The following is an 11647-nucleotide window of genomic DNA, read 5'->3' as shown; positions in this document are numbered from 1 at the left end:
GTCACCCGGCGCATGGGCCGTAGGGGAAACACCCCCTCGCCGGGCGTGTCAGGGGGTGGCCGGGCAAGGGGGGATTTTTCCCCGATGTGCCGGCCCGGCGGTCGCCATAGCGTGGTCGTCATCCACCGCATGTCATTTGAGGAGACTTCCCATGAGCAGCAACAATGCCGTTCTCGACTTCATCCTGGGGCTGTTGCGCGACGACGAAGCCCTTGAGGGGTATTGCCGATCGCCGCAGACCGTGCTCGCCGCGGCCGGACTCAGTGGGGTCAGCCCGGCCGAGGTGGCCGCGGCGGCACCGTTGGTCGCCGGCGGCGGCACCGGTGGCGCGCTCGGCGCCATCGCCGGTGCAGGCGGCGCTGTGGGTGCAGGCGGCGCTGTGGGCGGCGGGGCGCTCGGCGGGCTGGGCATCGGCGGCGGGGCATTGGGCGGACTCGGTCTCGGCGGCGCAGCACTGGGCGGACTGGGCCTCGGCGGCGCAGCGCTGGGTGGTGTCGGGCTGGGTGGTCTCGGGCTGGGCGGTGTGAACGTCGGCGGATTCTCTCTCGGCTCCATCGACTTCGGCAGCGTCCTCGGCGGCATCGGGGTCGGCGGCGCCGATCTCTCCGGATTCGCCTTGACCGCAATCGATCTCGGCGGCATCGCCTTCGCCGAGCTGGACCTCGCCGGACAACTCGCGGTCGGACTCGCGGCGACCCTGGCCGCAGGCGTCGGCGCGGGCGGCGCGGTCGCCGGCCAACTGGGTGCCGCGCTCGGCGGCGCATTCGACCTGCTGCTCGGCGGTGACGCCCTGGTCGGGGGTGCACTCGGCAGCGGAGCCGAGATCGGCGGCCACCTGGCAACGACGCTGATCGGTGCGCTGGGCTTCGGCGGCGAGCTCGCCGCCCAACTGTCGTCCTCGCTCACCGCGGTGCTGTCCGTCGGTGCCGGTCTCGTGGGAGCAGGAAGTGCCGAACTCGGCGCCGTACTGTCGGCCGGGCTGACCGCGGGTGGCCAGATCGCCGGAGCGTTCGCCGCGTCGCTGGGCGCCACCCTCGGTGCCGCGCTCGGCGCGGGCGGAGCCCTCGGAGCCGACTTCGCGGCCGGACTGACCGCAGGCCTGGACGCCGCCACCGCGCTCGGTGCGAGTCTCTCGGGTGTCCTGGACCTCGGTGCAGGCGCGTCGGCCGCGCTGGGCACCGCACTGACCGGCACATTCGCCGCGGCAGGTGGGGTCGGTGCCGAACTGACCGGGCTTCTCGACGCCGGCGCCGTCGCCTCCCTCGCCGGCGAGCTGACCACCACCCTGTCGGGTGCACTCGCGACCGGTCTGGCCGCCGGCGGTTCGGTGGCCGCCGGGCTCGGCGGTGCGCTGGGCGCCGCGCTGGCCGGCAGTGCAGCCGCTGCCGGTGGCATCGCGTTGACCGCGGGCGCCGGGGCCGGTACCGCGATGTCGGCGGCACTGACCGCGGCACTCGGGATCGGTGGCGCGGGCGGCGCCGGACTGACGGCCGCACTCGACTCCGCCCTTTCCGGCGGCATCTCCACGGCCCTGTCCGGAGGACTCGCGACGGCCCTCGACGCACACACCGACCTGGGCGCCGCTCTCGGAGCAAGCCTGGCCTCGACCCTGGGCGCAGGCGGTGCCGTCGCCGGCGACCTCGGTGCCGCGTTGGGTGCCGCGCTCGCCGGCGGAATCGACGCCAACGGCACCGTGAGCGGCCTGCTCGCCACCGGCGCGGGCCTCGACACCGCGCTCGGCGCCACCCTGAACTCGACCCTCGGCGCCACGATCGGCTCGGCGCTCGGCGCCTCCACCGCTCTCGATCTCGGCGGCGCGCTGGCCGGCGTGCTCGACACCGCCGGGGTGGGCGGCGCGCAACTGTCGGCGTTGCTCGACGGTGGCCTCGCCGGGGGGCTGGCGACCGAACTCGGCGCCGTCGGCGGACTCGGCGGCGACCTCGCCGCCGCGCTCGGCGGGTCGCTCGGCGGGATGCTCGCCGCGGCCACCGGCATCGACGGAAGCCTCAGCGGCGCAACGCAAGCCACATTGGGGCAGGTCCTCGCGGCCGACCTGGGTACCGCTCTGGGCGTCGACGGGGCACTGATCGGGCAACTCGGGGGCGCCCTCGACACAGCACTCGGTGGTCAACTCGCCGGTGGTGGACTGATCGGCGGTGGACTGATCGGGGGCCTCGACTCCGCGGCGCTCACCGCGACGACCGGCGAGCTGTCCGGCGCGCTGTCCTCCGCACTCGGCGGTGGCGGCGAGATCGGCTCCGCGCTCGGCGGATCGTTCGGGGCCGTCCTCGGTTCGGCCCTCGGTGGTGACCTCGGCGGCGCCGTCGCCGGCTCGCTCGTCGACGGCGCCGATCTCGGCACCTCTTTGACCTCGGCGCTCGGCGGCGCCTTGAACCTCGACACCGGCCAGGCCGGGTCGATCACCGCGGGCCTCACCTCGACACTCGAAGCCGGCGGCGGCATCGACCGGATCGTCGACGCCGACCTCGTCGCCGTCGCGCAGCCCGCCCTGACACTCGGCCAGAACGGCATCGTCGGCAGTGGTGTGATCTCCGCCGGCGGTGGCGCAGCCCTGCAGACCGCGGCGATCGCCGACGGCCTCGCCGGCGCCGGCTCGGACCTCACCGGCGGTCTGGGGCTCTCGACCGATCTCAACCACACGCCCGACCTCGGACTGGGACTGACGGGCACGTCCGACGCGGGCCACCACCTCGGCGCAACGGTGGACGGGGCGTTGGACGGCAGCCTCGGCGCGCTCGGCGGCGCCGGACTCACCGGCGCGGGTACCGGCGAGTCGGGCATCGGCACCGGCACCGATCTGGGCACCGGGCTCACCCACGTCGGCAATGATCTGACCGGTGGTCTGGGCCTCGGTGGGGGCGGCGCGGCCGCCGGCGGGCTCGTTGGCGAGATCGGCTCGCACCTCGGTGGGCTGACCGGCGGTGACGCCGGCGGTTCGATCGACGGTCACGGCCTGGCCGGTACCGCACTCTCCGGCCTGCAGAACACGACGACCACCGAGGGCACCGTCACCGAAAGCGGCCACGGCGCACTCGGATCGATCGCCCAGGTCGGCGCGAACGGTATCGGCCTGGGACCGGGCACCACCGATCCGGGCACTTCCGACCCGGGCTCGTCCGGTCTGACGGCCGGCGCTTTGGGTACCGGCGCAACCGATTCCGGCACAACGGGTTCCGCGGCCGCGGACAACCCGCTCGGCCACACCCTCGACGCCACCACCCACGCGACCGGCGATCTCACCTCGGGCCTGTCCGGAGGACTCGAGAGCGGCCTCGGGGGTGGCCTGACCGGCGCCGATTCCGGCACCGAGTCCACGACCCCGCATCCCGATGCCGGACACGGCATCGGGGGCCACGAAGGACTTCTCGGCGGCTGACGACGACGTCCACCGTCGCGCGCGTGGCCTCACGGCTCGCGCCGCCGAGGAGATGGTGGTCGGTGATCTCCTCGGGGATCACCGACCACATCCCCCCTGCCCTTTCCCTGCCCGCGTGACCGGAGCCGCGGGCAGGGAAAGGGTCTTCGCTTTCTCACCGGGATGCCGCGACCCGAAGGCACCGGTCGGGCTACCGTGGGAGCACCATGTCGCACACATCCGCCGAACAACAGGTCATGTATCCGGCCGCGCCACAAGACAACACGCCGAATACTCCCGCGCCGCACGGCGCCGCGCCCGCTTCCTCCGATCTTCGCCCCACCGGATCGACGATCTCCGATCTCATCGGTCGGGTCGCGGCACTGGCGGCACAGACCCGGCGCGACGACCTGACCGCCCGCTTGCAGGGCGCCCACGCGAGACTCTCCGATCCCCGACTGCGCATCGTCGTCGTCGGCAACCTCAAACAGGGCAAGAGCCAGTTCGTCAACGCGTTGCTGAACCTGGGTGTGTGCGCGGTGGGCGACGACGAGAGCACCGCCGTGCCCACGCTGATCTCCCACGCCGAGCAGCCCGCCGCCCAGCTGGTGGTCGCCGGCACCGACCAGCCGATCCCGATCCCCTTCGACGAGGTCACCGCCGTCACCCCCTCCAGCACCCACACCCAGGGACGCGAGGTGATGCGACTGGAGATCACCGCGCCCGGACCACTGCTGGCCGACGGACTCGTCGTGATCGACACCCCGGGCGTCGGGGGCCACGGACATCCTTATGCCGCAACAACTCTCGGAATGGTCGCGGCCGCCGATGCGGTGTTCATGGTGACCGACGCCAGCCAGGAGTTCACCGCACCCGAGATGGCGTTTCTGCGTCAGGTGGTCGATCTGTGCCCGACCGTGGCCTGCCTGCTCACCAAGACCGACCTCTACCCGCACTGGCGTCGGATCGCCGACGCCGACCGCGGACACCTGCAGACCGCGGGCATCGACATCCCGCTGCTTCCCGTCTCGTCGACGATGCGCGCCCACGCCCTGCGTCTCGGCGACGAACAACTCAATGCCGAGGCGGGTTTCGCCGACCTCTATCGGTATCTCCGGGAAACCGTGGTGCCCTCGGCACGGCGGTCCGCGCGCACCGCGGCCGGCACCGACCTGCGGACCGTCTCCGAGCATCTGGCCCTGACCCTGGGCAGTGAGCTTGCGGCACTGAAGAATCCGGAGACCGCCGATCGTGCGGTGCGAGGTCTGCGCGAGGCCCGGGCCAAGGCCGAGGAACTGCGTCGGTCGTCCTCACACTGGCAGCAGACCCTCACCGACGGGATCTCCGACCTGGCCGCCGACATCGATCACGACCTGCGGGACCGGCTGCGGGCGGTGACCCGGGAGGCCGAGCGCGCCATCGACGACGGCGATCCAGAGAAGGACTGGGATCGGTTGTCGGAGTGGCTGATCGATCAGACCGCGACCGCGGTCGGCGACAATTTCGTGTGGGCGCATGAACGCTCGGTGTGGCTGGCCGAGCGGCTCGCGGAGCACTTCGCCGAGGCCGGCTACGCCGATCTGCCGGCCATCGACTTCGCCGGTGTCGACGGCATCCTCGATTCCGTCACCGAGCTCAGCGCGCCCAACACGTCGTCGATGTCGATCACCCAGAAGGTGATCGTCGGGATGCGCGGCTCCTACGGCGGCGTGCTGATGTTCGGGTTGATCTCCACGATGATGGGTATGGCGCTGATCAATCCGGTGTCGGTGGGTGCGGGATTGTTGTTAGGCAGCAAGGCTTATCGCGACGACAAGCAGGCCCGGCTCGCCGATCGCCGCAACAAGGCCAAGGTGGTGGTGCGTTCGTTCACCGACGACGTCAGCTTCCAGGTCGGCAAGGAATCCCGCGACCGGTTGCGCACGATGCAGCGCATCCTGCGCGATCACTTCGCCGAGATCGCCGAACAGGCGGCCCGTTCGATCAACGAGTCGCTCAGCGCCGCGCAATCGGCGGCGGCACTGGAGGATTCCGAGCGCGCCACCCGGGTGGCGACGCTGGAGAGCGAGTTGTCGGCGGTGGCGGCGCTGCGTCGCGCGGCCGAGGAGATCACCGGAAACCAGATCACCGGACCGGCCGCCTGATGAGTCCCGCACCCGGCCGCACTCCCCAGGCTCCCGACCTCATCGCGGCCGCGCGCACGGCCATGGCCGGCGATCGACGCGCACTCGATCGAATCGAGGAGTGTGAACGACAACTCCACGCGCCCTTGCGGATCGCGCTTACCGGCTCGCTGAAGGCGGGCAAGTCCACCCTGCTCAATGCCCTGGTCGGGCAGGACATCGCGCCGACCGACGCCACCGAGTGCACGCGGGTGGTCACCTGGTATCGCCGGGGCCGCACGGCGTCGGTCACCGCATGCGTCGATGACGGTGCCGCCGTTGCGGTTCCGGTGACCCGCATCGACGGCCGGCTCGGCTTCGACCTCGGGACCCTGACCGCTGATCGTCTCGATCGCATCGAGGTCACCTGGCCGACACGGGCGCTCGAGCATCGCGCGCTGGTCGACACCCCGGGGCTGGCGTCGTTGTCGTCGGACCTGTCGGCGTCGACCGAACGTCTCCTCGCACCCGAGGACGGGCGACCTCGGGTGGATGCGGTCGTCTATCTGCTGCGCACGCTCACCGCCGCCGATTCCGCCATGCTGCGGCGGATCACGGCGGCCATGGGCTCCTCGGCCGGTCCGCTCGGGGTCGTCGGGGTGGTCTCCCGGGCCGACGAGCTCGGCGCCGGGCGGGTGGATGCGATGCTGTCGGCGCAGGAGATCGCCGCACGTCTGACCGGCGAACTCACCCGCAACGGCCTGTGTCACTCGGTCCTCCCGGTGTCGGGGCTGCTGGCGTTGGGGGCACAGACGTTGCGGGAGAGGGAGTTCCGGGCGCTGCTCGCACTGGCCTCGGTGTCCGCCGACGATCTGGAGTCGGCGTTGCTGAGTATGGACCGGTTCACCCGCCCGGACATCCTGCCCGCGGTCGACCCGCAGGCCCGGCAGGCCCTGGCCGACCGGCTGGGCGTCTTCGGCATCCGACTGGCGGTGACGTTGATCCGGTTCGGGACGACGACGTCGTCGGCACTGTCGGCGGAGTTGCTGGCGCGCAGCGGCCTTTCGGAGCTCAGCTCCCTGATCACCGTGCAGTTCGGTCAGCGGGCCTGGCAGCTCAAGTCGCATTCGGCTCTGCGGACCCTCGACGGAGTGCTCACCGGAAGCCCGGAACCCGCGGCAGCCCAACTGCGTTCGTCGGTGCGACGTGCGCTCGCCGACACCCACGGCTTCCGCGAGCTGCGGTTGATCGGCGCCGTGCGGGCCGGACGGATCGGTCTGCCCGCCGAGACACTCGACGAGTTGAGCCGTCTCGTCGGGGACCGCGGCGTGCACGCGACCGTCCGTCTGGGGCTTGCGCACGACGCGACCCCGAATGAGGTGCGCGGCGCGGCCATCGACGCGGCCGGCAGGTGGCGGACGCGCGCGGCCCACCCGCTCGCCGATCCGCAGGTCGTCGATGCCGCCATGGTGGCGGTGCGCAGCGCCGAGGGCATTCTCGCCGACCTCGGTCGGCCGGACCCGTCGACGGGCCCGCCCATCGGCCGGACCACCGGCTGGACCCTCAACGCAGGGTCACACCGCCGTCCGGAATGAGGACCGCCACACCCGCGAGAACCCCGGCGAGCGCCGCCGCCGACGGCAGGTACCACGACACCCACATCATCGGCAGAACCGTATCGGTATCGGCGGGCAGCGAACTCGTCGTCACGATCCACGCGATTGCCAGCAGCGTCACGAGGACCGCCGAGCCGACCAGCACGGGCCGAGCCGCTGCCGCACCCTGACGCACGAGCAGCGCACCGAGGACCGCCGCGACGACGGCCAGCACCGCGACACCCGCGGCGACCAGCAGCGCGATGGACACGGTGGTGGAGACATCGGCGGCACTCGCGCCCTGATTGTCGGCCGCGAGCTCGGCACGCAGAGCAGTCGTCAACGCGTCACGCGACATCAGCACCACCACCGCGGCGACGACCAGCAGGACCACCTCGAGCGCCGCGAATCCGACGGCCAGATGTGTGCGACGCGTGCGCACGACCGGAGGCTGCGCCAACGGGGTGACGGCAACGCGCGGGCGTGGCGGCGGCGGCCGATGCGGCGGATGGGGATCACTCACGCGTGTTCACCCCGCTTTCCTCCGGCGGTCATCAGCACCGCAGTTGTCCCTTCGCCTTGAGGATGCGCACGACCGACTCGTCGACGCGCGACTGGCGCAGTTTCCCGGAACGAACCGCGGACTCGAGGCTGTCGAGGACGGCGGTCACCTTGTCGGTGGTGATCCACAGGGCGATGTCGCCGCCGGCGACGAGGAAGCGCTGCACCGCCTGCGGCAGCGGATACCGCTGGGTGATGGCACCCATCCCCGACAGGTCGTCGGAGAAGACGACGCCGTCGAAGGCCGGGCCGCCGTAGGGCTGCCCGGTCCGCAACATACGCATGGCGTTGACGCTCAGACTGGCCGGTGTGTCGCCAACGGTCAGTCCGGGCACGATCAGATGCCCGACCATCACCGCCGCATTTCCCGGATTTGCCAGCAGCGTCTTGTAGGGGACGAGATCGCTGCGCTCGAGTTGCGTGAGCGGCGGTGTGCGCACGACACCGAGGTGGGAGTCGCCCGAACCGTGTCCGTGCCCCGGGAAGTGTTTGAACACCGGCATCACACCGGCGGATTGGAGTCCTTCGGCGAAGGCCTGGGCGTATCGGGCCACGGTGGCCGGATCGTCGGAGAACGAACGGTCGCCGATGACCGCGTCGTCGGGTTCGTCACTGACGTCGGCGTCGGGGGCGAAGTCCACGGTGATGCCCAGCGCCCGCATCTTCTTGCCCTCGCTCGCCGCGAGGGCACGGACCTGTTCGGGCGTCTTGGTGCGGGCGAGTTCACGCGCCGACGGGCTGTCGACTCCGAGGGAGGACAACCGGGAGACGCGGCCGCCCTCCTGGTCGACGGTGACCATCAACGGGATCGACGAGGCGGCGGTGACCTTCTCGAGGGCGGCCGGGTCGGTGAGGATCGACTTGTCGGTCCAGCTGCCGATGAAGATGCCGCCCACCGGCTCTCGCTTGACCAACGACAGCGCGTCGGCGGTTCCGGTCACCCCGACGACGATCGACTGGCCCAGCTTCTGTCGCAGCGACATCTTCGCCAGGGTCGCCGCACCGCAACCGACGGGCGCCGCGGCACTCGTGGACGCGGCCACCGACGACCGGGTCGACGCCGACGAGGACGTGCTCGACGACGTCGGGGCGGCCGACGAGGAGGAGTCGGTGCCGCAGCCGACCACGGCGATACTTGTCACCGCCACCAGCGCGATCAGGTCACGAACCTGGCGAAAACGGCGTCGTCGAGTTGGGCCCATGGCACGAGTGTTGCATGTACCCTTGGGCAATGGACTCTCGACACCGGGAGCAGGGCGCGCGGACCGACTCCGCCCCGGCTGAGTCCGTGTCCGGCTCCGGTCCGGTTCCCCAGTCGGTGATGATCGCGTTCGACGGCGGCGCCAATTCCGAGCGGGCCATCACCTACGCCGCCCACTTCCTGCGGGCGACGACCGCACACGTGGTCACGGCCTGGCAGCCGGGCTCGTTGAATCCGGCGCGGCTGTCGAGTCTCTCGGCCGGCATCCAGCCCTTCGTCGACACCTCTCCGCTCGAACTCGACGTCGATGATGCCCTGCGCACGGAGGCCGCCGAGACCAACACGCGTGGCGTCGAGATGGCGCGGAACGCGGGCCTCGATGCGACCGGAACGCTGGTGGAGGTGGAGTCGACGGTGTGGGGTGCCCTGGTCGCCGCTGCCGATGCCCTCGACGTCGACCTGTTGGTGACGGGTACCCGCGGCGACTCCGGGCTCAAGGCGCTCCTGCGATCCAATGTGGCCGGCCGCGTGCTGAAGCACTGTCACCGACCGGTGTTCATCGTTCCGGCCAAGTGCGACAAGCAATTTCCGGTGACACCGTGATCCCAGGTGACACCGTGATCCCCGCGGCGTCTTGCGCTCACGCGCCGATGGTGCCATCCTTGACAGTCATGACTACCGGAAAGGCGGCCACCGCCTCCCTCGCGTGAGCCCCGTGCCGTTCCACCGAGCCGGCATCGATCGCCGGAAGATATTCTCCAGCAATCATTTTCCACCAACACCACCAGGTGACTCGGAGTCGTCGGCGATCGCCGACCACCTGATCCACACCCGCGAGGCCTGGCTCGAGCACGGACTCGACACCCGGCGGGCCGATCGCACCACCACCGAAGCCGCGATCTCCGATCTCTACCGGATCGCCAAAAACCCTCCCCCACAATTCATCTGGGAGAGTTCACCGCACGCAGCGGTGCGGTCCATCCGGACCGAGAAGCTCGACACCACGACAGCTCCCGGACGTGACGACGCCCCCAATCGGATCGCCGCGATGCTGGCACGCTCACGCGACGCCGTCGAGAAGCGTCTCGATCGGCTGACGCCGGCCTTCCCGAATGCACGTGCGACCGCCGGACATACACGAGCCCTGAGCCCGGCGGAGGCACTCGAGAGCGGAGCCGACGTCGTCGACGTCATCCGGGAAACCATCCGGGACTCGTTGCGCACCAGCCTCTTCGACAACATCGGCCGTCCGATCAAGTCGACGCTGCCGGTGATGCCCGGCGTCGGCACGTGGTTCGGCCAGCACGAGGCGCATCGCAGCGCGTTCGGGCTCGTCGTCCACCGATGGGGGTTGGTGCGGCTGCCGCCAGACGAAGTCGAACTCCTCGAGATCACCACGGCCCTGGCCGTTTCCGCCGGGTGGTGGTGGGCATTCGACGACGTCTGCGTCCTTGCCGAACGGCCCGTATCGGTGAGTACCGAACCCATCCCGTACAGCCCGCACGGCACACGGCGGCTGCATTCCGACGACGGTCGCGCCGTCGCCTACGCCGACGGCTGTGCCGTCCACGCCATTCACGGAACGATCGTGCCGCAGTGGGTGATCGACGATCCGACACCCGAGCGCATCGCCGCCGAACGCAACATCGAGATCCGCCGCACCGCGATCGAACGCATCGGCTGGGATCGATGGATCGACGACGCCGGGATGCAGCTGATCGACGAGTCCGACGATCCCGGTAACGAGGCGGCCACTCTCACGCTGTACGCCAGCCCACGGCAATGGCGGACCAATCAACGAATCCTGGTGGTGACCAACGGCTCCCGGGAACGCGATGGCCGGCGCCGGCGCTACGGCATCCACGTGCCCGGCTGGGTGCCCACCGCTCTGACCGCCGCGGCCTGGACCTACGGTCTCGACGCCGCCGACTACGCCCAACTCGTGCGCCGAACCTGAGGCGCATCCCGCCTACCACCGCACCGGAACACACCACCGCACCAGAACACACGCGAGACACACATGACTTCAACGGCATCGGTCACCACCACCCTCGCCGAACTCACCGAGCAGAGTGGTCTCGGCGTCCTCGATCACCTCGACACCGCACTCACCATCCCGGTCACCGCCGGGCTGCAGGCGCAGGGCGACCTCCTCGTGGTCCCGTGGCGCATGGTCGCCGCCGCCGAGGCGCGGTCGGGGGCGTCGATGACGCCCACACCGGTGCCGCCGACAGGCATCGAGATCCTCCGTAGCGCCGGCGGCGGCAACCCGCACACCCTGCTCGCCGACGGGGAGTGCACCTGGACCGGGCGATGGTTCGTCGATGGCGACGGCTTGACCCTCGGCTTCGTCGACGCATCGTCGGTCGCCTACCTGCTACATCCCGAGCACGGCGCGAGCGGGATCGCCCCCGGCCGGTACGTCATCCGCCGCCAACGCGAGGCGGCCGACGAGCTCTACGGACTCGCCTGGCCGTTCAGCCGATTCAGTCGCTTGGACGGGTCCCGGCTGGTTGCCGACTGAACGCGGGCACGGCGAGGCACCCGCGCGCTCACGCGAGCGCTCTGCGCGCCGATGGTAGTTTGGCCACCATGCGCAACAACCGCCTGATCGCCGGAGCCGTCGCCGGAGTTGCCGGCATCCTGGTCGGACTCGGCGCGGTGCTCCTCGGCGGGGTCCTGTCGGCGCAGACGAGCCCGTCGACGGACCTGAACAACATCAATCCGAACAGCGGCTTCGTCCAGGGCTCGGTGGACTACGGATCACGGGGTGGCTCCGGCGACAGCCAGTGAATTCGAGCGACCCGGCCGC

The 11647-nt window shown here is 70.9% G+C and carries 9 protein-coding genes; 7 read left to right on the top strand and 2 right to left on the bottom strand.

Translation table 11 applies throughout. The annotated features are described in order from the left end of the window. Positions 1 to 151: 151 nt before the first annotated feature. From J6U32_RS05555 to J6U32_RS05545, 3 genes are all read left to right on the top strand, one after another. Positions 152 to 3397 (top strand): IniB N-terminal domain-containing protein, encoded by a 3246-nt coding sequence (locus J6U32_RS05555; protein ID WP_208793906.1) that lies wholly within the window; start codon positions 152 to 154, stop codon positions 3395 to 3397. A gap of 206 nt (positions 3398 to 3603) precedes the next feature. Continuing rightward, on the top strand, positions 3604 to 5520 hold the full coding sequence (locus J6U32_RS05550; RefSeq protein ID WP_208793905.1) for a dynamin family protein: 1917 nt from the start codon (positions 3604 to 3606) through the stop codon (positions 5518 to 5520). Then, the gene (locus J6U32_RS05545; protein ID WP_208793904.1) at positions 5520 to 7073 is read left to right on the top strand and encodes a dynamin family protein; all 1554 of its coding nucleotides are present in this window, start codon (positions 5520 to 5522) and stop codon (positions 7071 to 7073) included. Before J6U32_RS05550 ends, J6U32_RS05545 begins: the two co-directional genes overlap by 1 nt. Here J6U32_RS05545 and J6U32_RS05540 read toward each other — a convergent pair. Continuing rightward, positions 7042 to 7596, bottom strand: a complete 555-nt coding sequence (locus J6U32_RS05540) for a hypothetical protein (RefSeq protein ID WP_208793903.1) — start codon at positions 7594 to 7596, stop codon at positions 7042 to 7044. The genes J6U32_RS05545 and J6U32_RS05540 overlap by 32 nt on opposite strands. Before the next feature lie 31 nt (positions 7597 to 7627). Continuing rightward, the gene (locus J6U32_RS05535) at positions 7628 to 8836 is read right to left on the bottom strand and encodes a glycoside hydrolase family 3 N-terminal domain-containing protein (RefSeq protein ID WP_208793902.1); all 1209 of its coding nucleotides are present in this window, start codon (positions 8834 to 8836) and stop codon (positions 7628 to 7630) included. A gap of 14 nt (positions 8837 to 8850) precedes the next feature. On the opposite strand from J6U32_RS05535, the gene J6U32_RS05530 reads away from it, so the two are divergent. The 4 genes from J6U32_RS05530 to J6U32_RS05515 all read left to right on the top strand — a co-directional run bounded on the left by J6U32_RS05530 (position 8851) and on the right by J6U32_RS05515 (position 11628). Beyond that, positions 8851 to 9438 (top strand): universal stress protein, encoded by a 588-nt coding sequence (locus J6U32_RS05530; RefSeq protein WP_208793901.1) that lies wholly within the window; start codon positions 8851 to 8853, stop codon positions 9436 to 9438. Positions 9439 to 9541: 103 nt separating this feature from the next. Beyond that, a complete protein-coding gene (locus tag J6U32_RS05525; RefSeq protein WP_244332633.1) occupies positions 9542 to 10792 on the top strand; it encodes a DUF6745 domain-containing protein in 1251 nt (416 codons plus the stop codon). A gap of 63 nt (positions 10793 to 10855) precedes the next feature. Continuing rightward, positions 10856 to 11359 carry a hypothetical protein gene (locus tag J6U32_RS05520; protein WP_208793900.1) on the top strand — a complete coding sequence of 168 codons (504 nt, stop codon included), beginning with the start codon at positions 10856 to 10858 and terminating at the stop codon, positions 11357 to 11359. A 68-nt stretch (positions 11360 to 11427) separates the two neighbouring features. Further along, complete coding sequence (locus tag J6U32_RS05515) at positions 11428 to 11628, top strand: DUF2613 domain-containing protein (protein WP_006369416.1); 201 nt, start codon at positions 11428 to 11430, stop codon at positions 11626 to 11628. The last annotated feature ends 19 nt before the right edge of the window (positions 11629 to 11647 follow it).

The sequence above is a fragment of the Gordonia polyisoprenivorans genome (assembly GCF_017654315.1).
In the GTDB taxonomy this organism is placed as follows: domain Bacteria; phylum Actinomycetota; class Actinomycetes; order Mycobacteriales; family Mycobacteriaceae; genus Gordonia; species Gordonia polyisoprenivorans_A.
Note: the sequence above shows the minus strand (reverse complement) of the source record. Positions and strands in the feature narration are given on the sequence as shown.

Excerpts from the sequence above, each read along its gene's own strand:
- J6U32_RS05520 (WP_208793900.1), top strand. The coding sequence starts at position 10,856 with ATGACTTCAACGGCATCGGTCACCACCACCCTCGCCGAACTCACCGAG.
- J6U32_RS05545 (WP_208793904.1), top strand. The coding sequence starts at position 5,520 with ATGAGTCCCGCACCCGGCCGCACTCCCCAGGCTCCCGACCTCATCGCG.
- J6U32_RS05555 (WP_208793906.1), top strand. The coding sequence starts at position 152 with ATGAGCAGCAACAATGCCGTTCTCGACTTCATCCTGGGGCTGTTGCGC.
- J6U32_RS05515 (WP_006369416.1), top strand. The coding sequence starts at position 11,428 with ATGCGCAACAACCGCCTGATCGCCGGAGCCGTCGCCGGAGTTGCCGGC.
- J6U32_RS05535 (WP_208793902.1), bottom strand. The coding sequence starts at position 8,836 with ATGGGCCCAACTCGACGACGCCGTTTTCGCCAGGTTCGTGACCTGATC.
- J6U32_RS05530 (WP_208793901.1), top strand. The coding sequence starts at position 8,851 with ATGTACCCTTGGGCAATGGACTCTCGACACCGGGAGCAGGGCGCGCGG.
- J6U32_RS05550 (WP_208793905.1), top strand. The coding sequence starts at position 3,604 with ATGTCGCACACATCCGCCGAACAACAGGTCATGTATCCGGCCGCGCCA.